Below are 21,448 nucleotides of genomic sequence, written 5' to 3'. Positions count from 1 at the left end.
AAAATTCTCCCCTTCTTAAATAACACCTGCCATGATTGGGCAAGCAGGATTGCTCCTTACCCATTATCGGAAAGTTTTCCAATTTTGGCAAGGATAAGCGAGGGTTATGAAGAAATGCGCTCATAAAATAAAATTATTTTGCCATCATTTAAGTGATCGACGTACTTTTGTACGTTTTCCTCATTTAACCCCATTGTAACCAGAAGATCCTTGACATCATGATGACTCTTCCCTTGAATCAGCGACGCCAAGGGACCAGCGGCAATGATGGGGCCTAGTCCTGGAGCGGTCAAGCCTGGTACGATGAAGCCTCCGCTTATCCCCGTGAGGAACCCGCTGATGATCCCATATGCCTCTTCGCTTGCCGCATGCCTGTCATGGACATTTGTCTTCTGTTCAATGAAATCTGTTTTTGATTCATCTGTAGCTAAAACCGAGAAGTTTTCCTCTTTAAAACCTTCGAGAATACATGTTTTGATAACGTCTATCACTTCTTCTGCTGTATCATATATGCCTACAACAGCAAAATCCATAAGCATTCCTCCTTCCTATTATCGTACCCCTATTCCTGCCCATATAAAACAAGACCTAACCGTTCATGGTTAGGTCTATCATAGGGGGCTTATTCATTGAGCACTTTAATTTTTACCTTTTTAACTCCAAAATTCATTGCTTCGGACTTTGAAGGTACAAAAATATCGATTTTGTTGCCTTTGATAGCTCCGCCTGTATCGCCGGCAATGGCTGTCCCATATCCCTCAACTTGGACTTTTGAGCCTAGAGGAATGACAGATGGATCTACCGCAATTACTTTTTGCCCAGGATTTTCCCGAAGGTCAATGCCCGTTGCAGTCACACCTGAACAACCATTACAATACGCAGTATAGGCAGTTGCCGTTACGGTCATTTCATTTCCTCCCGAACTAGCGGACGTTTCTTTTTCAACAGGTTCCTGAGCTTGTTCTGGTGCAGGTTCCTGAGCTTGTTCTGGTGCAGGTTCCTGAGCTTGTTTCGGTGCAGGCTCCTGAGCTTGTTCCGGAGCAGCAGCCTCTTTTTGGACAGGAGCAGGCTGCTGTGAAGGAGTATTGACGGCTTCAGTTTGAGCTGGAACTGGATCTCCTTTTACCGCCAGCTTCTGACCTGGATGAATCAGATCAGTTGATAATTTATTCCATGCTTTTAATTCATGGACTTGAACTCCGTATTTTTGAGAGATTTTCCATAAGGAATCTCCTGATTTAACAATATATACATCATCTATATTTTTTTCTTTATTAACTGCTGCATCAGCAGAAATATGTAACTGCTGGTTCGGAAAAATGAGATCACTGGAAAGGTTGTTCCAGGATTTTAACTGTTGTATTGAGGTGCCGTGTTCTTGGGAGATTTTCCATAAAGAATCGCCCGGCTGTACCTTATATACCTCAGCTGCTGATGCCTGCCCTGCCGCCAAGGCCCCTACAATCATGGCTCCTGTGAAAAATGCGATAATCTTTTTTCTCATTTTTTGTTCCTCCCTTTTTTGTTAGTCGAATATCGCTAACGATGACTATCCTAACAGAGGAACATATCAAACGAATAACAGGATTATTTATGTTCGATTACAAATATATTGCATGCTGTTACATCCGGCACATTACGATAGTATTAGATAAATGCATCCAAATATAAACAAGCGCTTTTTCAAATATCGACATCCCTGTTCATTCTGCCAGCAGACTGATAAACTGTCTTTTCTCCAGCAAAAAGTGTAAAAGCAATAACAGCAATAAAGAAAAAGCTTGAGATTTGGAATAATTTAGCTGTATCCATAAATAGCGCAACCATTCCAAAGACTAGTCCACTCATTCCGATCCCCACATCAATTGCAGAATAGAACATTCCATTTGCTACCCCTCTTCTTGCCTTCGGTGTTTTTGCAAGCACCCAAGCCTGAAGTGCAGGAATCAGGGAGCCATAGCCAGCTCCGAATAGACATCCGGAAATAGCGATTCCCACCCAGTTAGTTGAGAAGGACAAAATCCACATGGATATAAAAGTAAGGGCCGAGCAAACAATAACCAAAAGCTTTGGACCGTTCCTATCAAACCATTTGCCCGTAATTGGACGAACAAGTGTCGCAGTTATAGCATTCAAGAAATAGAAAAGAAAGATCTGATCTATTCCCCTCTCTTCAGAAAAGATCACAATAAATGTGACAATCGTTCCATAGCCAAATGTAGCCAACAAAGTAACGAAAGCTGGAAACCAGCTGGACGATTCAATAAGAGATCCGGAAAACGAAAAATGAACATCTTTTTTATTCACATTTTTTACATTCTCCGGTGTTTGATATTTAATGATGGAAAGCAAAAGGAACGCAATGACACCAAAAACTGCAGAAATATTGATCATAGTATCGAAAGAGTAATGCTGGTACAGAAATATTCCGATACTAGGAGCAATAATCATCCCGACAGTAATAGAGAGTCCGAAATACCCCATCCCCTCCCCGATTCGGTCATTAGGCACGATATCGACCGCAGCTGTTCCGTTAACAGTCGAAGACCAGCCCCACATGAACCCGTGAAGGAACCGGAATATCAGAAGAACGAATATGATTTGTGTCAAGGGATAAAGAATGGTAACAAACAGTAGTCCTGCCGCTCCAACTAAAATAAGCCATCGGCGCTGGCAAAATCCCAGCAAGTACCCTATAAAAGGCCTGATTATGACTGCTCCTACCGAGAACACCATAGTCACCAGCCCAATCTCTACCCCCGAAGCGCCCAATGACTTTAAATAAGGCGATACTGTAGGAATAAGCATTTGAAAGCTCATAAACACAAACAAATTAGCCATTACTAGCAACGTAAAAGATTTAGTCCATAATTTTCCCTTGGTTGTCCGCTTTTCTTTTTCCATTTTTTTCACCTTTCGCCGAAAACTTAGAATACTACTCTTTTAACATATAGTGAAGCAGACAAGAATACAAGAATAATATTTCGATGTACGAAATTTTTTTATAAAAAAACAGGACTCAAAAAAACCGACCCTTATACCGGGCCGGTCACTTCATTATTAGCTTTTTATCCAAAAGCATTTTTTAATAGCCTTTCTGCTGCGGATTTTGGATCATCTGATTTTGTAATAGCTGATACAACAACAATCCCGTCCAGCTCAAATGCCTTAAGCTGGCTTACATTTTTTTCATTGATACCCCCGATTGCGACAACGGGAATGGATACCGATTCAATGATTTTACCGAGCATTCCATTTGGAAGGAGCTTGGCATCGGGCTTGGTTGAAGTTGGAAAGACTGAACCCACCCCAATATAATCTGCTCCAGCTTCCTCAGCAAGAATGGCCTCTTCCACTGTATGTGCGGAAATACCGACAATCATGGAATCCGGTATGATTTTTTTGACCGCTTCCATTGGAAGATCTGATTGTCCGAGATGAATCCCTGCAGCATCCACTGCCAAAGCAATATCGACCCGATCATTAATGATTAATGGTATGGACAACGTATCAAGTAATTGTTTCAATTGAACTGCCTTCTTGTAAAAGATCTTCCCTTCGGACGTTTTTTCCCGCAATTGAATAAGGCTCGCCCCTCCATTTACTGCTTGTTTGATAATCGACAAGAGCTTATCAAAAGGCATATCTTCTTCTGTCACTACATAGAGTTTATAATCGATATCACACTTCAATAATCCTTACTCCTTCCAGCCACATTTCTTTGTTCATAAGAGAAATGAAATCCAGCAGCCTGACTCTGAACGTTCCAGTACCTTCCTGATCAGATAAACTGGTCGCAGCTAATTCACCAGCAATACCCATTAGAGAAATTCCAGCGACTGCCGAGTGCAAAAGATTGATACGAAGTGCAGCAAAACATCCTATTAATGCGGAGGACATGCAGCCGGTTCCAGTTATTCGGGTTAACATTGGATGTCCATTTTGAATGAGGTATGTATGTTTTCCGTTACTTACAGCATCTTCCTTGCCACTTACAACTGCTATGCAATTAAAGGCAGCAGCGACTGTTCTTGCAATTTCTGCATTTGAATCCGCAACATAAGCAGCATCAACGCCCTTTGTTATCGATTGACCACCAATCAGCCTGTTCATTTCACTTGCATTCCCCCGAATAATAGCTGGACGGATTCCTTTAATTATCTCCATTGCACAGTTTGTTCGATAGACAGTGGCTCCTACACCTACAGGATCAAATATAACAGGAATTCCCTTGCTGTTGGCCGCTTTTCCTGCAGACATCATACCATCAAAACTTTCGGGTTGCAGCGTTCCGATATTGATGACAAGCGCTTCTGACAGCATCGCCATTTCACCTGCTTCACAAGGGCTTGAAGCCATGACAGGTGATGCACCTGCAGCCAATGTCACGTTTGCACAATCGTTCATGGTCACAAAATTTGTGATTTGATGGATTAAGGGCTTTTTATAGCGCAACTCCGTAAAGAGTTCAGCGATTTCCTTTTCCACTTTATCCCCTCTCCATTAACATTTTTTCATAAAATGGATGAAAATGATGCGCTGGACCATATCCCTGTCCGATATCGAGGCTTTCAGCGATAGCGGTCGTAATGTAATCCTTCGCATTTTCAATAGCCACCAACATATCTTCGCCCTTCGCTAAGTTTGCAGTAATGGCTGAAGAGAGTGTACACCCTGTTCCATGAACATTTTTTGTTTCGACACGTTCCCCTCTCAACAACTGAAACTGTTTCCCATCGTAATACAGATCATTGGGATCCCCATCTAGATGTCCCCCTTTTATGAGAACAGCTCCTGGCCCTTTTTGAAGAATGTCCCGACAAGCCTCATACATATCAGGTTCTGATTGAATTCTTCTTCCTGATAAAATTTCAGCCTCGGGAATATTCGGAGTAACGAGTGAAGCTAAAGGCAACAGCGTTTCAATTAGATCAGTAACTGCACTTCGTTCCAATAAGTGATGTCCACCTTTTGAAACCATGACAGGGTCGAGTACAACATGTTCAGGTTCATATGTTTTCAGGCTTTTTGCAACGGTTTGTATGATTCCAGATGTAGCTAACATACCTATTTTTAAAGCATCCACACCAATATCCTCAAAAACGGCTGCAATCTGATCGTGGATTATATTCAATTCAATATTTTGAACCGACCTTACTTCTACAGTATTCTGGGCTGTGATGGCGGTAATCGCAGACATTCCAAATACCCCTAGAGCTGAAAATGTTTTTAAGTCTGCTTGTATTCCCGCTCCTCCACCAGAATCAGAGCCGGCGATGGTAAGAGCTGTTTTCATGAAGCAAACCTCCAATCGCTGTATTTTTCATTAAAACTTTTAATAAGCCATAGCCAATTGCTGCTCCAACAATCGAACTTACAGCAAATGCCGGTACCAATCCGAATATTGCAGTCTCCTGTCCGAAGAAGATTTTGGCAAGCGGATAAGCGGCAACAGCACCTAGGAAACCGGTCCCCACTACTTCTCCCAAAAAAGCAAATTCCATTCTCTTTGTTTTGGCATAAAGCCATCCTGCCAAAAGCGCTCCTATCATACTGCCTGGAAAAGCAAAAACAGATCCGGTTCCTGCCATATTTCTAATAAGAGAAACAATAAACGCCTGCGCCAAAGCATAAGAAGGCCCGAACAGTACTGCTGTAACGATATTGGCAAAATGTTGCACTGGGAAGATTTTTGCAAAACCGGCTGGAATGAAAATGATATGGCTTGTTATCGTTGTAAAAGACGCAATCATCGCGGTTATAGCAATTTTCTTTACCTTCATATTGTACCTCCCAGTTTAAGGGAACTATCAAATACCCCAATCTTGTTTGTGGTAATTCATATCCCAGAAAAGATATTCGTATTTGGATGTGATAAGGAAATGCTTTTCAAGTGTCGCCAATTCTCTTTCTGGCTTACCGTTCGTCAACTCGTTCAATAATTCAATTAGCCATTCACCCAATGCCCCAAACTGTTCAGATGAATATGTTTTGACCCATTTCCTGTATGGATTATGTTCCAAGCGATCTTCATATTGTTCCTTTAACCGTTTGCCAGTTTCCGCATAATGCCAAGCACAAGGTAACAATGCAGCAATCAATTCGGCAAGCGTTCCATTATGGGCAACGTTCAACATGTAGCGAGTATAGGCAAGGTTGACAGGTGCCGGTTCGGTTTGTTCCAATTCTTTTCTAGTAATTCCAAATTCCGCTGCATATTGCCGATGCAGCTCCATCTCAAAATGAAGATGTTCATGAAGCAAATGGGCAAATCGTTCCATCGTTTCGAGATTATGTGACTTTTGCACGCCAATGGCGAATAATTTCACATAATCAATCAGATAAACATAGTCCTGTTGCATATAATAGATGAACTTGTCTTCATCGAGCGTTCCGTTTCCAATTCCTTGAACAAACGGATGCTGATAGCTCTTCTCCCAAATCTCTTTGGAACTTTCATAAAGTCTATCTGTAAATAACAGCTTGTCGACTTCCATTCATCGCAGCTCCTTTATGTTTATTGCGTCTCTTTTCCCCGGTTATTAAGCGCAAAAAGCCGCTCCCTAAAAGGAAGCGGCTGCATAGCAATACTAATATTGTATATTCAGCCTGCTTCCCTACGCTGGCATCAACCAGATCAGGTTCAAAGGGTATCAATCAATGATTTCTCTCAGCATATAGCTCCCCTAGCAGACACAAACTTATTTAGTTTTTAGGTTCATAGAAAGTTAAACGAAGAAATAAGAGATACGCTTATTCTTCACTATAACAGGAATTATCCAAAAATCAAGTCTAGTTGATAAACAAGCTCATGACATATACCATGAACGGGATGGTAATCAAGCCAAGAAGTGTAGAAAGGACAGTTGTCAGTGCCCCCATTTGTTCATCGGCTGAATATCTGGCAAAGAGAATGGAAGCCAATGTGATGGTAGGCATCATTGATTGTATGAGTACCGTCTGTATCAACACCGAATCAAAATTAAAGAAGTGAATCATAAATATGGTGACGACTGGAAGCAGTATGAGCTTGACTGTAATCGGAACCCACATTTTGGGTGCCGATTGACGAAACTTTCCTCGCTGTAGTCCCATGATCATCATCCCAATATAAAACATGGCAAGCGGAGCCGCCAGGGCGGCAAGTCGGTCTGTCAAACCTATGATGATTTCCGGAGGCTTAATATTGAAAAAACCTGCAAGCAGTCCGATGACGATAGCTGCTGTCGGAATATTAATCATGGATTTCAATGTATGCAAGGCAAATGCCCTATTTTTTTGCAGCATCACAACCCCAACTGTCCAAATGGTCACGTCAACTCCAGCATCAAAAATAGCCGCATACAGCGCCCCCTCAGGTCCAAACAAAGCGGCGCACAGCGGAATGCCGATGAAGCCGGTATTTCCCAGTCCGGACAGTAAAGCAATTTCTCTCGTGCGGTTCGAGTCTTTTTGAAAAAGAACTGCAAAAATCCACCCAATTGCAATACCGACAACATTGATAATAATGGATAACACAAACACCAATATAATCTTCTTGAACATGTCCCCATCCATATCTACATGAAAAATACTGGAAAGAATGATGCAGGGCATTGCCACGTTCACTATCATGTTAATAAACAAAGTTCGTGTTTCACTATTTAACGGCGAGGTTCTAGCTAATACTGCGCCGATCATGATCATCATTGTGATAATAAGTATTGATTGAAAAACGATTGTAAATTCCATTTCTCTCCCCATTTCCGGATAAAAAACTGACAATAATAGAAAAAAGCGAAGAAATCGATGGCTGCTTATTCGTGTATCCGCAAGGGGTTTTTACACGTGCAGTCAATCCAACATTCTTCACTCGTCTTATTATACATAAAGTTTTTTGTATTACAACCGCTAAATTTATTTAGACGTAAACAATAGGATAAAACCTTCAAAAATGTTGATATATCAACGTTTACTAGTTTTTTAAAAAATGTTTCAGATTGCAGGATAATGTATAAAAAAGCACGTACTTGGGGCTACTTTTGGGGCGAAATTGGGACAAAAAATATTACGTGGGTAGATGCTAAATAGTAAAAAATAAAGCTCGGTCTGCGAACCGGGCTTGTTTTATTTCTTAAGAGCACCTCATTTTGCGAAGGGCTATTCTGCAAACTTAACACTTGCAATAGCATCGAAATCTATTCTGTGGGCTTTGAGATTGATGTCCACAACGTACATTTGTTTATTCATTTGATTTATGTAGTGGACGGAACATGTAACTTCTTCAAAGAATCCATCAATCCAAACGGTAAAAATTAATAATTGGTTGAACTCCATCGCGATATGTATAGTCTCATTGATCTGCTCCCATTCCTGCTCGTCCAGTTGTGGCTTTTTGACACGCTTGGAATCAACACTTAAATCATTTAATGCCCGGACGTGCTCCGGTAGCATCATGCGGCTTGATTCCCAGCGTAGGTTATAGCCTGGTGTTAACTTATTTGGTTTCATTATGCTCCCCTTCTCCTTATCTGGCCAATAGACAATATGTTAGCAAGTTTAAAGGTCCTGAACTGTCTTTTTGTGTAGCAGTAAGCTTTTATGGTTGATTCAGTAACTGCAAGCACTTTTATGGTGCGCTGGGATATTTTATTCTCTTTATTGATATAGATTAATTCAAGCCTCTGACTGGATCCTGCTGCACGTTTTAACAAACCAATCACATCATCACCAATAGAACATTTGTTTGTTATCAGTTATTATATACGAACACTTGTTTGTTATTCAAGTGGAAATTAATGTATGTTTGTGTCGAATGAATAAATGAGAATAAATTATAAATTTACGTTTATTTTATTTTTTTAAATTCTATAATTATGGTAGTGTATTGAGAGTAGATGAAGAGAAGTAAACTAATTTTGGAGTGGTTATTTTGAGACTAATACTATATGCAATATATGCAATATTTTTGACTATCTTGGCATTTTTAATTACTAGTTTTTTTAATTGGTCATTTATTGAATCATTAACAATAAATAACATTTTTAACTATATAGGATTTTTTATTGTTTTATTAATAACTTTTAGTATCATTGAACGTAAAAAGAAAAGAAATAGGAATTAATAATGAAATATAGACCTTGTGATGAAGGTGATTCTGATGAAAATTACGTAAGCCTAGCCTCAAACGCCGCATCAGTGCCCGCACAAGTATTAAAAGACAGGTTGTCCATCGTGCCGGACTAAAGATGCCGCGGGGTTATGGATGGGTGCGGGACCCGAAAAAGTATGCTTATAATAAGGTGTATCAACGTACTACGTTTGATATATTTAAATTGATCAGGAAGCTGTTTAAGTAAAAGGAGAGAAAGTGTCGTATGGGTAATTTTAGTGTAGTTAATGCCTTAATAATACTAGTTATTTTAATAGGTATTATTTATCTGGTAACCAAAGTTGTTAAAAGTATTTTTAAAAAATAGTAAAAGCCCGGTCAACGCCGGGCCTTTTTCATGGTTTGAGTTCCTTAGGATATTAATTTTCTACAGGAGGTAAAAGATGGATAAGGAAACATGGGAAGAAGTTAGAAAAGCTATTGAAGATGAAGGACAAGAAATGTCTTTATATTATAACGATGAAGAATGGTGGATTAGTAGACTATACGGGGAAGAAAAAAGTTTTTTACTGACACGTAGTAAAGATTCTTACACTCAAGAATTTGAAACTGCTGAAGAATTATTTACCAAAGGAGTAGTTGATGGAAAGCCCTTTATAGAGAGAGTGAAAGATTTTGATTAAAAGGATAAGCATTGTGAAGAATTAATGAAAGCAAAACAGGCCCGGTCAACGCCGGGACTGTCTAGTAATGTCGAACGAAAGAGGCTTGTTTTTATCTCAAAGTTAGATATGCTAGATGTAATTTTCAAATCTTACTTTTCCCTTGGATTTGGTCCTGCAAGACTAAACAATCCAAGGGTTTTTGTTTTATGAGATAAAGTTGTTTAAAAACTAAAACCATCGTTATTCCGTTAAAGGGCCAGATTCTTGAATAACGGGTTTAGTTGTATAGCGAAGAGATTGTTAAGAAATGTACTTGAGCTAACGTGGCAAGATTAAGAAGAAGAAGTTACTTAAACCACAAAAAATATGACATGTCATGTCATATTAGAAGAGTCGTCATGTGACGCTCTTTTTTTATGTTGACAGAACCGTTGTTTTTTCCAAGGAAAGAAAAAGTTGAAACTTTTTTATAATAATTTCACTCTAATAGGCAGAAAGGAGGTCAAATGATGAATGAACTTAAACTTGTTAAAAAGGCAATAAAGGGAAACAAGGAATGTCTAGAGGAATTACTTATTTTACACGGCGACCAACTGTACCGTACTGCTTACTTATATGTTCGGAATCGTGAAGATGCTCTAGATGTTGTCCAGGAGACATCTTATAAAGCTTTTTTATCAATAGGTCAATTAAAAAATGAGAAATTCTTTTTAACTTGGCTAACAAAAATACTTATAAATTGTTCGTATGATGTATTGAAAAAGAGAAAGAAAGAATTAGGTCTGAGTAATATGATCGAACTTACTACGGATGAAAGGGAAAAAAGAGAGGAGAACCTGGACTTATTAGAGGCAATTAATAGGTTAAACGAAAAGCATAAAAATGCAATTATTCTTTTTTACTTTCAAGATCTCCCTATAAGCGAGGTAGCCAAGGTGATGAAAATACCTGAAAATACGGTGAAAACCTTTTTGAGTAGGGGGAAAGATCGATTAAAAAAATTGTTAGGAGGAATAGACTATAATGGAGAAAAAATCATTTCAAAAAGTATATGAAAAGATTGAAGTACCTAGAGATGGTGTTTTAGATGCAATAAGGGCTGGAAAGGAACGTGCTAATCACGGTATACCTAAAAATAAAAATAATACAAGAAAAATTCTATGGCCTATAGTTGCGGCTGCAACTTTATTTATTTCTTCCAGTTTCATTTCTCCTTCCCTGTCACACGTAATGGCGGAAGTGCCGTTGCTTGGGAATGTGTATACTGCCTTCAATGATGCTGTAGGTCGAAACTTACAAACCCAAGATTTGATAACAGAATTGAATCAAACATCCAGTTATAAAGGTGTAGATGTATCTGTTACAAATGCTTATTATGATGGAGCAGTCATAGGAGTTACTTTTTCTGTTAAAGGAAATCTGAGAACAGAAGAAGATGGCCGGGTTCAAGGGTTTTATGAAATATTTGATGGTAAGGATGGCATTTCTGATAGTAAAGAATTAGTGTACATGGAGCCAACTGAAAATGGTTATACAGGGCATATACAATTAAGCTATCCAAAAACTGAATTACCTTCAGAAACTACTTTCCCGTTTGAATTCAAGAGGATAGGCGGTAAGGAGGGAAGTTGGCGATTTGACGTCCCAATAAACCAATTACCATATAGGACAGTAAATGTTGATAAAGGAACTGACAAAGAGAATGCAGAAATAAATGTTCATTTCGATTCAATTACAGAAGGTAAAGCATCGACTGCTATTAATTATACAGCTACTTTTCCAATTCAAGGAAAACATAATCAGGTACGTCTAGAGGTTTATGATGATCAAGGTAAAGAAATCTTTATCTCTACAGACGGAATCGACCTAGAAACTACCACAAAAAACGATAGGATTATTGTTAAAGGCAGGAGTATTATTCCACAGTCAATAAAGGGAAAAACTAATTATATTAAAATTCACTCAAAAGTGGCATTGGCCGGTGGAGACCCAAACGATCCGTTAGAATTAGAGCCAATAAAAATCGACTTGAATAAATAATGATACTTTTCCAATTACAATTGAAGTATAGGGTTATTCAAGAATAGGGCGCGATTGTGGAGCAACCCAGAGATTTAAATAGCCTTATCGTCACTTTACAAAATCTATGAGGGAATATTTTTACAGAAGATTGCCAAGTGGTCATGAGTAAAATCGCTGATATGATGTATGCTCAAAAAACGAGAGAGCTTTNTCGTTTTTATGGTTTTTAAATTTAGTGAAACTATTAGAAAACCTAAAACAAGATAAAAACATTCAAACTCAAAAAATACTGGGCTGTGTTTTAAGTATTGGATTAACTTTTTCCGTCCTTTTATCAATTTTAATTATCAATTGAGTTAAACAGAGCCTAAAACAAAAAAAGCAACCCGTCCATAATTGGATAGGTCGTCCTCTTAGGCAATCGATGCCCGAATGCGTTAATTATAACATATTATTTAACCCTCAACTTCTGGCCAACATTAATTTTATTGATGTCTTTAAGCTTATTCCAGCTTTTAATCTGCGCCTGAGTAACCTTATGTTTAACGGCTAGCCCACTCACTGTATCACCGTGCTTGACCGTGTGATAAACAACTTTTTGAGTAGACGCCTTTGCAGGAGACACAGGAGCAGATCCGGATAATTTAATCTTTTGACCAACTTGAATAAGGTCAGGATTCTTAATACCGTTAATCTTGACCAGTTCAGCTACAGTCGTCTTGTATTTTTTAGCAATAGCAGACAAAGTGTCCCCTGGCTTGACGATATGAGTATTAGAAACTGGTTTTTTATTGGTAGCTGGCGGTGCTGTTGCCATCCCACCAATAAAATATGCTAAAGACTTACTACCCGTGAGCCTGTTTAAATCCACGTTGCCAGCTACTCCTGCCAGTCGGCCTGTTTCCGTGTACTGCCATAGGTCGCATGGATATGACGGCTCTGGACCACCATAACGCGGAATCCATACAAAGTCAGCTTTAACCTTGTCCGCCTGGAACTGCTTGTAACAGTGATGGCCAACATACAAGCCTACTTTCTTGGCTCCAAGGCGCCACAACTCATCAATAAAAGCCTGTGCGCCTGCCCGCATATCCCCCATCGTTTTTACCTCAACGTCAGCAATCCAGAACTGCGCTGATTTGTCGCCTCGGTTCTAGAAGTCTCGGGCTTCCACTCTTGCATCATTAAGACTGACGAAACGACAAAAAGCATAGTTACCAAATGGAACGCCGTATTGCTTTGCGCCAGCGACATAATTTTTATACTGGCGATCAATCACTGTGGATCCGTCCTGCACCCGTAGGATAGCAAAGGTTAATTCCTGGCTTGCATTGGCCCAGTTAATCGTCCCTTGGTGATGTGACAAGTCTGCAATTTTACTCATTATATACCCTCTCCCTTTTTAATATTAAAAAAGAGCAACGCTTATGCGTCACTTTTCCTTGTCATTCTTTATTTGCTCGAATCTACTCTTTAAGAAATCAGGTACATCCACACCGATTTTTCCCAAGGTTTTCGACCAGTGAAACCCCCTCTGTTGCAATCAAAAAGAAGATCATACTGTTACGCATGAATCCATTACCGGATCCAGCGATTATATCCAATTGGTTGCAATGATAACGAGTGAAAGCATAGCACCTTTTTTTCCAAGGCCCTTTAAAGCTTTCTTGCTGTTTACCTTTCTGTTTTGATATCCTGCGATTAAGCCAGTGGCATAATCACAAGCCATGAAAATTGCTAATGCCACGACCAAGTGATCAACTCCCCCAAATAAAAAGGCAGCACCTGCAATGGCGCTGCCTGTTACTGACATATATAAAGTGGTGAGGAATCCTTGTATTACTTTTTCTGTTCTAAAACCGTAATTTTCAAGTTCTTTATTCAAATAAAGCGCCTTTGCCCGGTAAAAAGCAATCAAATCTATAACATATTTTTCGGATTGATCAACAAACCACTCGTACACAAATTCCCACTTCACATAGTCCCCCGGAATCACAGTCAGATCTCCTGCCTCTATCCACTCATCTAATCTCCGTTGATTGCTGTCCCTGTCATATCGCGCTTGGGGTATCCAAGAGTGGCTCAAAATAAAAACCTCTCCGCTATCAAGTGGAAATTCTAATGCAGCAGCTGTAAAGTCTTCTGTTTCTGACAAGTCGTACCCGCCAACGCATCTACGCCCTTCCAACTCTTTTAAATCTAGTGTCTTTTTGTTTTTCTTGATTGTAGGAATATCCACGAAAGAGAGCTGATCAACATTACTGAATAAATTAAACTGTTTTGTCATCCAGTCCGCTCGTTCTTGCGGATTTTTCTTTTCCTTTATCCAGTCGGTAACAAGGTTTACGAAATCCATAAGGCCGATATTTGGATTTGCTTTTATCCAAAGTTCCGGTTTGTCAGCTTCTTCGGGATTGTCCAATTTCGCTATATAATAAAAAGTTCGCTCGTCCAAATCATCTTCAAGATTTTCCAGACAGTCAGCAGCGTTCTCATAATACTGAACCAGGGGACCATCCAAAACATATCCAGCAGTTGTAATATATATAATTAAGGGCTGTTTACGAGCGCCACGTGATTTTTTGATAACGTTGATCAGTTTAAAATCTTTAAATTCGTGGATCTCATCGAAAATACCAAGATGCGTATTCAAGCCATCTAATCGTTTACTGTCGGATGCCCTTGCTTGAATTTCAGAAAATCTTTTTTCAAACTTGATTTTGTTTCTTTGGGCTTTATAACGCTTAGATAGATATGGTGACTTTTCAACCATCGCTTTAGCTTCATCGAATAGTTCATGAGCTTGTTGCTCAGCATTAGCCAAAACATAAATTCTTGCCCCGTTTTCATCATCGAAGCCCAGCATATAATTGGACAGCCCACTAATGAGAGTGGTTTTACCATTCTTACGTCCCACCATGTCCAAAGCTTCACGAAATCGCCTGATTCCGGTATCTCTATGCACCCAACCAAAAAGAGACCCGATCACAAAATGCTGCCAAGGTTGCAACACTAATTGATCAAAGTCTCCTTTGGATGGTTTACATTTTTGTTCTATAAATCTGATGGGTCGGTGCCCTTTTTCTTCGTCAAATATCCATGGGAAGTCATCTGTACGCTGTCTTTTAAGGTCTCTCATGTGCCTTTTTGCAGCCAAAATATTTTCCTTGCTGGCTGGGATTGAACCGTCAATCAACCTTTCGGCATACCAGGTTGTCAAAAGTTCAGGATATGGGTGTTCTAAGATGCCGCCCCAACTTTTCTGCATCTCTTTATAATCGGCCCACCATTTTTCTAATTCCGTATAATTCATTTCAAGAAGAGGCTTAGAAATCGTCGTCATCGTCATCGTCACCCTCTAAATTAATAGCCAGCCTTGCTCTTGCAGACGGCGATAATCCTAAATCGGTGGCAAACGACCGCATCTGAGCAGCTGCATCCTTCATTCTTAATATAAAAGGATTCGGCTTTCCGTCCACCCACATTCCCTTTGATTTTATTTGCCTCTTATAAGACAGGTACTGAGAATAGGCATCACAATATAAAGCCAAGTGCCCCACATCGGCATCATTTATCAATTCGACACTTAAAAGCAAAGTAGCCAGTCTCTTAAATTCTTTCTGGGCAGTTTTATCAAGCCATGAGGGCGGGATAACATGCTCCGCACTCATTTTCATCTTTTCTTCCCGCTCGGCTCTTCGTTTCAACTCAGTAACATTTTTCTTTGCTGGGTTACCTTGTAAAAGCTGTAACCTTGCTGGTTTAGCTGGTGTTGGCATGTTACCCTCACCTCCTTTTAAAATTGGTATTTTTAACGCAAAAATGCCCAATCAAAAAATATTGATGGGCGGTGTTATTGTGAAGAAGCGAGTCAGCCGGTCTGGGTAAAAACCGATTTTCCTTTTTAAGGGTAGGGGGGCTATGTTATTTCCGGGTTCGCCCCAAACTCTACCACTGCGATTTTCGGTTTCCTTTTCTTCTCGCCTTCACCCTTCTCTGGGTGCTCTTTGTTATGACATGGATTACATAAACTTTCAAGATTGTCTTCGTCAAGTGCAAGCTCCGGATAATCCAGGAAGTGTTTAATGTGATGCACCATGTCAGCTGGTGTCAGTGCGCCGTGCTTCAAACACCCCTGGCAAAGATAGCCATCCCTGATCAGCACCGACTCCCGACACTTTATCCATGCGGCACTGTTATAGAATCGCTTTGCTTCTTGATTACGTTTGTATTTGTCATAGAGTTGCTGACTCATTCATCATCAAAGGAAAACTTACCTCGTCTTAATCTGTACCCTCTACGACATGTAACTCCATCCACTGGTTCAAAATAATCAATGTCGTACATTAACCCATCAGATTCTACATCAGCCTTTTTCGTTTCCCATCCAAATGCGACTATTGTCTTTCTGGTTATCTCTTTACCCTGATAGAATACTTTCGGGACAGCTGTCTCATTTTCTAATTCAATTACCAACAATGGAGTTACTTCTATATCCTTGGCAGGATTCTTTGTTTGATATTTATGCAAGTGATAAATATCTACGAAAGCACCATTACACTTAGGGCAAACATATATTTCTTTGTAGTCTTTTCGTTTACCTCTGACCTTATCTCTATAACCACAGCATAAGCATTTATAAATTGCATGACCTATGATTTCATCCAATGTTATTCCCTCCAATAGAAAAAGCACCCAACTAAGTGAGTGGGTACTACATAATTTTTTTCTCTAATTCAGTTATAAAAATGTCTACTTGTTCTAAAAAAGCCTCTTCGGAAGAAGTGTTTTTAGGCTTTTCTACAATCTCTTTTGCAAGGTTAAGTAATGCAACAATAAACAACTCTTGGTTCAATTTATGATCACTCCTTTTTGAACCATAAAAAAACAGGACACCTATTGTCCCGTCATCTCATCGTTATCCATATTCAAGAAAAAATGCACAAATTCACGCCCGAACTTAGATATTTGTAGATTATCTTTAGATTTAAATTTCGGTTCTCTCAATGTCGGCAAAGATCCTTTGAACCTTGGGTTTGTTAGCTTTTTTAGATATGCGAATAATTCCTTAAAAGTCTTGTGTATTTGATCCAAATCATCATTAATGTTTAAGTCTGTTTTCGTAGTAAGAAGACCTCTTCTATGTAAATTCCGCCTAACAGACTCATATTGTTCCAAGCTTATTCCGTGCTTTTCCATTACATCGATATAGGTTTCCCGATTAGCTTGATCATACATATAAAAGGAAGTGTACATTAACCTTAACACTGAAATATCAACCAGCCGTAACTCTTTCAAAACGTCATAATACGTTAAAACAAAATCTTCCGTAATATTTTCGTGTTCTGTCATTTGCACAAAACCATTAACCATAAACTCTATCTTTTCTTCTTGCTGCTCATCAATTACATAATCCAATATATATGCCAGTAGTTGGTCCAATTGCTCTTTCTGTTCTGCTGTTTTCTGTTCTAAATTTATGCGAAGATCTTCAACTTTTAAAGATAACTCATTTGTGAACTGTTTAATATTTCGCTCAAATCGTGCACGTTTACATCCGGATATTGCTCCAGAGATTCCAGGAATCATTGAGGCTCCCGTATCAACCAATACTTCTTTCAGTAAACCTGTTACAGTTTCTTTAACAACTTCTGCGGCAGCTTCACTTCCAACATCAAGTATGATATCAGCGGCAGTATCCTTTATACTTTCTTTTAAATCTTCCTTTTTCCCTTGATCCACAGTTATCACCTCGCAACTTTATTCTTCAATTCCTGCATTCTCGGTTCAAGTGCTGCTTGCTTTTTATCAATCTTCTCGTGAATCCTATCAATCGCTTGTTTATAATCACGTTCGTTTATTCGACCAGCGGTATAGTCTTTGGCAGGCTTATGAACAGATTCATGTAGCTTTTTAATCTCCCGTTGCCTCTTCCTGATTTCTGCATTCGTGACAAATGATGTGTACCGTTGTTTGCAATGCGGACAAGTGAAATAAGTTTCGATGATTCCTTTGCCGTGTTTCTTTTCCTTTGGTTGAATGTTAAAAGGTTTATGGCAATGATCACAATCAACTAGGTTCATTTAATCACTCCATTTTAATCATCTATTGCTGAAACATTCATACTTATAATTTCTGGACTTGTAGCAGCTATAAACACTTTTGTCCCATCCTCTTCCCACTCTACGTGGACTGGCGATTGTTCGATGTTGTCAAATGCCTCAACAACTGAATCGTAGTTTTCTGTATTGTCGTATCCTAAAGCTTCCAGGATTGCTAACACTTGCAAGTAGTTGCCTCCTGAATACTTTATCTCGTCGATCACTTCGTTTTCATTTACCTTAATGCTAATACCTTCTAATGCATCTTCCGCAGTGGTTACAATATATCCACGCTCGTTCACTTCTGTCTCTTCAAAAGTTAACAAGGCCTCAGCTTCAGCAATAGGATTATATTGATCTATAAAACTTTCTGCGGTTAAGTATTGTTCGCTGTTTCCTGAACACCCGACTAGAATTATAGACACTAATAAGAACATAATAAAACGTTTCAAGACATTACCCCCTACACATATGTATAGGGATATCTTACCAATTGGTACACTTTTCTTCCACCGTCATTTTCTTGATATGTCGAAAGCTGATGACGTATAGGTCCTTTGTCAAAATATATTCATCCCCAAGGATCACTTGTCTCTCGGCTGTTCGTACATCAGTATTCGTAATAAATTCCATTTGATGTCCGTTCTTAAGAAGAATATTCACTTTATACTTTCGCATAAAACAATCCTCCTTTTTAACAGTACACTTCTACAAAAGAGGACTATTTACCTATAATGATCATTCGACACTACTTGACAAATAGGTTGGCTATAATTTGCAGGTGAATAATCTACATCACCTGCCTCTCTTTGTTTTGGGAATAAGAAAAAGCACCCGACAATGATATAACCGGATGCTACCTGTCTTTTTTAAATAAATTACTCTAGCCTCTCCTCAATTACTTGAGTAGGGAAATAATCGCCGTATTCATTCCTTTCTTTTTCGGAACGGTTCATGCTAATTGTTCCTATGTCAACATATTGAATTGTTAGAATATCCCAGCTTTCAAGTTCTAAAAGTTCATCCGAAATTTTGCTATATGTATTGGTAGCCAAGTCTTCCCCTGGCAATAAATCATGAGGAGCCTGTTCAATAACTATTTTGATTTCTCCATCTACAACATCAACGCTTATTAATTTATCTTGTTCGCCTATGGCGATATAGTTTACGACTTTTTCAACTTCATCAGGACTAATGTAATTCTTTTTTCCTTTACCTTCAATTAAAAACGAGGACCTATATTCCATCGTTTTACCAAGAACGGACTCTATTATGAGATCTCCAGTTAGGTTTTCATACTCTTTTCCAACAACGTCAACAAACTTATCATCTTGAGTTGATGATAATTCAATGGACAATTGGTATCTTTTTCCGGGTAAACCTTCTCCTTTGTTACTAAAGCTTCCTGTTTCAATTACTCCATCTAACACAGTTTCTTTAGACTGCGCGGTGTATCCATCAAGCCCTTTAAGTGTAAACATCAATTCCGCGTAATCAGGTAAATTCGTTTTCCCTATAAAATGGACCTTGCCGTCTTCCTCAACTACCGGCTCAACATCTATCTCAACATTAATAGTATTTTTACCCTTTTTCTCCGGTTCCTTCTTCACTTCTTCTTTCAGCTGTTCATCCTTTGGTTCAGCTACTTCCTCGGATGAACATCCAGCAGTCAATAATAAAATGGCTGCTAAACTAAAGCATAACTTCTTCAATCCATTAACCCCCTACGAATTATGTCTAGGGATATCTTACCAATTAAATGGAAGGTGCACCAGACCGGTAATGATTTAGGCATAAGAAAAAGCACCTCGTCATGAGATGCTACTTGCGTTTCATTTTATAATTTAGAACATCAGACCTTAAAAATAATCTTTCTCTGGGTGTCTGTTTGATTGGAACAAGGGTTCCATGATCCACTAATTGTTTTAAGTTTTGGCGGCTGCACCCGATCAATTGAATAGCTTCTGTCGTAGTTACGACTTCATCATTCAGGAATGCTCTTAACTCCTGAACATCCTTAAAATGAAAAGAAGATCCATTACTCATGCTTTGATACCCTCCACCTAATAAATAAGTCTACTAAAGTGAGTATAAACCAAATGCCAGCCAAAACAGCAGTAACTATTTCAACCCAATCAAAGTTTTTATAATCTATAGTTGTAAAATGCATAATAAAGAAACACAGTAATACTAGATTAAACCAATCAATTTTTTTCATGATTTTCAGTGAACATGGTATACTGTAGTTGGAGAAGGGAATTGTTAGCTCCCTTACTCCCCATTCATTTGCGACGTTTCTTCTTGCCCGGAGATCGTCGCTTTTTCTTTTTCTTGTCATTCAAGTCACTTAGATTTTTTATCGTTGCTACTACCGCCCCGATACTTGCAGTTGTCCATGCTGTCATTCTAAGCGCCCTCTCCCAATCGTCCATGTTCACTTATGTACCCCTCCTTTCTATACTTTTATTATACTATTTATATTTACGAACGTCAATATAAATCTAGCATATATATCAATTTTTAGGCATAAGAAATAGCACCACAGTGGGTGCTAAAATTAAAATGAATAAAAAATAACTATTATTAGCATGATAATGAAGAAAGGAGGAGTAAGTGATGAAAAAAATCAGAGTATTATCAGTGAAGATTCTTGTTTTTTCATTCACGTTTATAAAGTGGGATGGGGTCTGATCCATCCCCTCCCCTTTCTTCTTTTCTTATTATGGCTTAACATTAATAACTTAATGCAATATATATTAAATAAATTATTATAAAGTAAAAATGCGCCATCCTTTTCCAAAGGACAACGCCAACAGATTACATAATGGAGAAACATTCACGGAATAACATCATTCATACCTCCCTTCCAGTCTAACATGCACATTTTTCATTTTTCAAATCCGTATCCTTTGTACCATTTGTAACATTTGTTTCAGACATATGATCAATAATGTTATTTCTTAATCTTTGAATATGAGAGGCAGACAACCCCATGTGATAACCAATCCAGCGATAGCTTTTTCCTTCCAGGAGCCAATACAAGACTTCGCATTCTCTTTCATCGTGGACTTTATGAAATAGACCTTGGATTTCAAGTATCCTATCTTCATATTCTCGAATTTTATCTACCCTTTTTCCTCGTCTTATGACCTCTCTATGCACTGGATCACTGGTTGTACCTTTTGGCTTTGGCATAGCTGATTCAACGCCGTATTGGGCCGTTAATCCTTCTCCTGCAGATTCCAATGACTGTCTCATGATTTTGATGCTGTTAATCATCCAATGGTAATCTTTAAGCGTGTTCTCGATTTCGATTTTATTCATTCCGACCCCTCCTCACCTTTGTCTGTATGAACCCCTGTACTTGCGATAAACTGGTCTGTCCATCCCCATAAGAGATTTGATCTCGAATTCCGATAAATCTTCTCTGCGGCGTTTCTGTGGCTTGCTACAGCACTCTCTGTTGTTCCGTTTCCAATCCTTAAGTTGGTCTTTCAAGGTTAGGTTCACAGTTTCACTCCTTTTGGTAAATAAAAAAGACACCAAACAACGCTTTCTGCGTTATTTAG

Annotated in this window: 25 protein-coding genes, 3 pseudogenes and 1 riboswitch; of the genes and pseudogenes, 3 read left to right on the top strand and 25 right to left on the bottom strand. The window is 38.9% G+C overall.

The features are described from left to right. Window positions 1–104: 104 nt before the first annotated feature. The 10 genes from D5F11_RS16440 to D5F11_RS16395 form a co-directional block, all read right to left on the bottom strand. Window positions 105–533: a general stress protein gene (locus D5F11_RS16440; protein ID WP_185830750.1), complete on the bottom strand. Its 429-nt coding sequence runs from the start codon at window positions 531–533 to the stop codon at window positions 105–107. Between the two features lie 89 nt (window positions 534–622). Beyond that, window positions 623–1,504 (bottom strand): LysM peptidoglycan-binding domain-containing protein, encoded by an 882-nt coding sequence (locus D5F11_RS27835; protein WP_120117681.1) that lies wholly within the window; start codon window positions 1,502–1,504, stop codon window positions 623–625. A gap of 179 nt (window positions 1,505–1,683) precedes the next feature. Continuing rightward, entirely contained in the window at window positions 1,684–2,904 is a 1,221-nt protein-coding gene (locus tag D5F11_RS16430; protein ID WP_120117682.1) for an MFS transporter, read from the bottom strand. A gap of 164 nt (window positions 2,905–3,068) precedes the next feature. Next, window positions 3,069–3,692, bottom strand: coding sequence for a thiamine phosphate synthase (gene thiE, locus D5F11_RS16425; protein WP_120117683.1), 624 nt, complete (start codon window positions 3,690–3,692; stop codon window positions 3,069–3,071). Beyond that, window positions 3,682–4,488: a hydroxyethylthiazole kinase gene (gene thiM, locus D5F11_RS16420; RefSeq protein WP_120117684.1), complete on the bottom strand. Its 807-nt coding sequence runs from the start codon at window positions 4,486–4,488 to the stop codon at window positions 3,682–3,684. The genes thiE and thiM overlap by 11 nt, the downstream gene beginning before the upstream one ends. Window position 4,489: 1 nt before the next feature. Next, a complete protein-coding gene (gene thiD / locus D5F11_RS16415; RefSeq protein ID WP_120117685.1) occupies window positions 4,490–5,296 on the bottom strand; it encodes a bifunctional hydroxymethylpyrimidine kinase/phosphomethylpyrimidine kinase in 807 nt (268 codons plus the stop codon). Then, on the bottom strand, window positions 5,265–5,783 hold the full coding sequence (gene thiW, locus D5F11_RS16410) for an energy coupling factor transporter S component ThiW (RefSeq protein WP_120117686.1): 519 nt from the start codon (window positions 5,781–5,783) through the stop codon (window positions 5,265–5,267). The genes thiD and thiW overlap by 32 nt, the downstream gene beginning before the upstream one ends. Window positions 5,784–5,810: 27 nt before the next feature. Continuing rightward, the gene (gene tenA, locus D5F11_RS16405; protein WP_120117687.1) at window positions 5,811–6,497 is read right to left on the bottom strand and encodes a thiaminase II; all 687 of its coding nucleotides are present in this window, start codon (window positions 6,495–6,497) and stop codon (window positions 5,811–5,813) included. A gap of 100 nt (window positions 6,498–6,597) precedes the next feature. Further along, a riboswitch (TPP riboswitch) is annotated at window positions 6,598–6,698 on the bottom strand. 94 nt (window positions 6,699–6,792) lie between these two features. Then, on the bottom strand, window positions 6,793–7,731 hold the full coding sequence (locus tag D5F11_RS16400) for an AEC family transporter (protein WP_120117688.1): 939 nt from the start codon (window positions 7,729–7,731) through the stop codon (window positions 6,793–6,795). A 408-nt stretch (window positions 7,732–8,139) separates the two neighbouring features. Continuing rightward, complete coding sequence (locus D5F11_RS16395) at window positions 8,140–8,490, bottom strand: YolD-like family protein (protein WP_120117689.1); 351 nt, start codon at window positions 8,488–8,490, stop codon at window positions 8,140–8,142. Between the two features lie 1,044 nt (window positions 8,491–9,534). On the opposite strand from D5F11_RS16395, the gene D5F11_RS16385 reads away from it, so the two are divergent. From D5F11_RS16385 to D5F11_RS16375, 3 genes are all read left to right on the top strand, one after another. Then, the gene (locus D5F11_RS16385; protein WP_120117691.1) at window positions 9,535–9,774 is read left to right on the top strand and encodes a hypothetical protein; all 240 of its coding nucleotides are present in this window, start codon (window positions 9,535–9,537) and stop codon (window positions 9,772–9,774) included. 491 nt (window positions 9,775–10,265) lie between these two features. Continuing rightward, window positions 10,266–10,811, top strand: a complete 546-nt coding sequence (locus D5F11_RS16380) for a sigma-70 family RNA polymerase sigma factor (RefSeq protein ID WP_120117692.1) — start codon at window positions 10,266–10,268, stop codon at window positions 10,809–10,811. Continuing rightward, window positions 10,780–11,796 (top strand): DUF4179 domain-containing protein, encoded by a 1,017-nt coding sequence (locus D5F11_RS16375; RefSeq protein WP_120117693.1) that lies wholly within the window; start codon window positions 10,780–10,782, stop codon window positions 11,794–11,796. Before D5F11_RS16380 ends, D5F11_RS16375 begins: the two co-directional genes overlap by 32 nt. 433 nt (window positions 11,797–12,229) lie before the next feature. Here the strand turns inward: D5F11_RS16375 and D5F11_RS28170 are convergent. From D5F11_RS28170 to D5F11_RS16305, 15 genes and pseudogenes are all read right to left on the bottom strand, one after another. Continuing rightward, window positions 12,230–13,162, bottom strand: a pseudogene (locus D5F11_RS28170) (glycoside hydrolase family 25 protein). A 97-nt stretch (window positions 13,163–13,259) separates the two neighbouring features. Beyond that, a pseudogene (locus D5F11_RS27485) lies at window positions 13,260–13,498 on the bottom strand (phage holin family protein); the annotation flags it as partial. Window positions 13,499–13,600: 102 nt separating this feature from the next. Beyond that, window positions 13,601–15,127, bottom strand: a pseudogene (locus tag D5F11_RS16355) (terminase large subunit); the annotation flags it as partial. Continuing rightward, complete coding sequence (locus D5F11_RS16350; protein ID WP_120117695.1) at window positions 15,105–15,557, bottom strand: phage terminase small subunit P27 family; 453 nt, start codon at window positions 15,555–15,557, stop codon at window positions 15,105–15,107. The gene D5F11_RS16350 and the pseudogene D5F11_RS16355, both read right to left, overlap by 23 nt. A gap of 140 nt (window positions 15,558–15,697) precedes the next feature. Beyond that, entirely contained in the window at window positions 15,698–16,033 is a 336-nt protein-coding gene (locus tag D5F11_RS16345; protein ID WP_120117696.1) for an HNH endonuclease signature motif containing protein, read from the bottom strand. Then, entirely contained in the window at window positions 16,030–16,446 is a 417-nt protein-coding gene (locus tag D5F11_RS16340) for a hypothetical protein (RefSeq protein ID WP_120117697.1), read from the bottom strand. The genes D5F11_RS16345 and D5F11_RS16340 overlap by 4 nt, the downstream gene beginning before the upstream one ends. A gap of 46 nt (window positions 16,447–16,492) precedes the next feature. After that, window positions 16,493–16,633 (bottom strand): hypothetical protein, encoded by a 141-nt coding sequence (locus D5F11_RS26650; RefSeq protein WP_185830748.1) that lies wholly within the window; start codon window positions 16,631–16,633, stop codon window positions 16,493–16,495. A 41-nt stretch (window positions 16,634–16,674) separates the two neighbouring features. Next, a complete protein-coding gene (locus D5F11_RS16335; protein ID WP_120117698.1) occupies window positions 16,675–17,520 on the bottom strand; it encodes a hypothetical protein in 846 nt (281 codons plus the stop codon). A gap of 5 nt (window positions 17,521–17,525) precedes the next feature. Beyond that, window positions 17,526–17,861, bottom strand: a complete 336-nt coding sequence (locus D5F11_RS16330; protein WP_120117699.1) for a hypothetical protein — start codon at window positions 17,859–17,861, stop codon at window positions 17,526–17,528. Window positions 17,862–17,875: 14 nt separating this feature from the next. Further along, on the bottom strand, window positions 17,876–18,331 hold the full coding sequence (locus tag D5F11_RS16325) for a putative periplasmic lipoprotein (protein WP_120117700.1): 456 nt from the start codon (window positions 18,329–18,331) through the stop codon (window positions 17,876–17,878). Window positions 18,332–18,365: 34 nt separating this feature from the next. Beyond that, window positions 18,366–18,557 (bottom strand): hypothetical protein, encoded by a 192-nt coding sequence (locus D5F11_RS16320; RefSeq protein WP_120117701.1) that lies wholly within the window; start codon window positions 18,555–18,557, stop codon window positions 18,366–18,368. A 200-nt stretch (window positions 18,558–18,757) separates the two neighbouring features. Next, on the bottom strand, window positions 18,758–19,591 hold the full coding sequence (locus D5F11_RS16315) for a hypothetical protein (RefSeq protein ID WP_120117702.1): 834 nt from the start codon (window positions 19,589–19,591) through the stop codon (window positions 18,758–18,760). A gap of 109 nt (window positions 19,592–19,700) precedes the next feature. Further along, a complete protein-coding gene (locus D5F11_RS16310) occupies window positions 19,701–19,925 on the bottom strand; it encodes a helix-turn-helix transcriptional regulator (protein ID WP_120117703.1) in 225 nt (74 codons plus the stop codon). Between the two features lie 236 nt (window positions 19,926–20,161). Then, a complete protein-coding gene (locus D5F11_RS26645) occupies window positions 20,162–20,317 on the bottom strand; it encodes a hypothetical protein (RefSeq protein ID WP_185830747.1) in 156 nt (51 codons plus the stop codon). A 433-nt stretch (window positions 20,318–20,750) separates the two neighbouring features. Further along, entirely contained in the window at window positions 20,751–21,203 is a 453-nt protein-coding gene (locus D5F11_RS16305; protein WP_120117704.1) for a LuxR C-terminal-related transcriptional regulator, read from the bottom strand. Between the last annotated feature and the right edge of the window lie 245 nt (window positions 21,204–21,448).

The organism is Siminovitchia terrae (assembly GCF_003605405.2).
Classification (GTDB): domain Bacteria; phylum Bacillota; class Bacilli; order Bacillales; family Bacillaceae_C; genus Siminovitchia; species Siminovitchia terrae.
Note: the sequence above shows the minus strand (reverse complement) of the source record. Positions and strands in the feature narration are given on the sequence as shown.

Bases quoted from the DNA above. Each gene is read 5' to 3' on its own strand.
- D5F11_RS27835 (WP_120117681.1), bottom strand. From the start codon at position 1,504: ATGAGAAAAAAGATTATCGCATTTTTCACAGGAGCCATGATTGTAGGG.
- D5F11_RS16305 (WP_120117704.1), bottom strand. From the start codon at position 21,203: ATGAATAAAATCGAAATCGAGAACACGCTTAAAGATTACCATTGGATG.
- D5F11_RS16375 (WP_120117693.1), top strand. From the start codon at position 10,780: ATGGAGAAAAAATCATTTCAAAAAGTATATGAAAAGATTGAAGTACCT.
- D5F11_RS16310 (WP_120117703.1), bottom strand. From the start codon at position 19,925: ATGAGTAATGGATCTTCTTTTCATTTTAAGGATGTTCAGGAGTTAAGA.
- D5F11_RS16345 (WP_120117696.1), bottom strand. From the start codon at position 16,033: ATGAGTCAGCAACTCTATGACAAATACAAACGTAATCAAGAAGCAAAG.
- D5F11_RS16380 (WP_120117692.1), top strand. From the start codon at position 10,266: ATGAATGAACTTAAACTTGTTAAAAAGGCAATAAAGGGAAACAAGGAA.
- thiD (WP_120117685.1), bottom strand. From the start codon at position 5,296: ATGAAAACAGCTCTTACCATCGCCGGCTCTGATTCTGGTGGAGGAGCG.
- D5F11_RS16430 (WP_120117682.1), bottom strand. From the start codon at position 2,904: ATGGAAAAAGAAAAGCGGACAACCAAGGGAAAATTATGGACTAAATCT.
- thiW (WP_120117686.1), bottom strand. From the start codon at position 5,783: ATGAAGGTAAAGAAAATTGCTATAACCGCGATGATTGCGTCTTTTACA.
- D5F11_RS16395 (WP_120117689.1), bottom strand. From the start codon at position 8,490: ATGAAACCAAATAAGTTAACACCAGGCTATAACCTACGCTGGGAATCA.
- D5F11_RS16330 (WP_120117699.1), bottom strand. From the start codon at position 17,861: ATGAACCTAGTTGATTGTGATCATTGCCATAAACCTTTTAACATTCAA.
- D5F11_RS16385 (WP_120117691.1), top strand. From the start codon at position 9,535: ATGGATAAGGAAACATGGGAAGAAGTTAGAAAAGCTATTGAAGATGAA.
- D5F11_RS16320 (WP_120117701.1), bottom strand. From the start codon at position 18,557: ATGCGAAAGTATAAAGTGAATATTCTTCTTAAGAACGGACATCAAATG.
- D5F11_RS16400 (WP_120117688.1), bottom strand. From the start codon at position 7,731: ATGGAATTTACAATCGTTTTTCAATCAATACTTATTATCACAATGATG.
- D5F11_RS16440 (WP_185830750.1), bottom strand. From the start codon at position 533: ATGGATTTTGCTGTTGTAGGCATATATGATACAGCAGAAGAAGTGATA.
- D5F11_RS16350 (WP_120117695.1), bottom strand. From the start codon at position 15,557: ATGCCAACACCAGCTAAACCAGCAAGGTTACAGCTTTTACAAGGTAAC.
- tenA (WP_120117687.1), bottom strand. From the start codon at position 6,497: ATGGAAGTCGACAAGCTGTTATTTACAGATAGACTTTATGAAAGTTCC.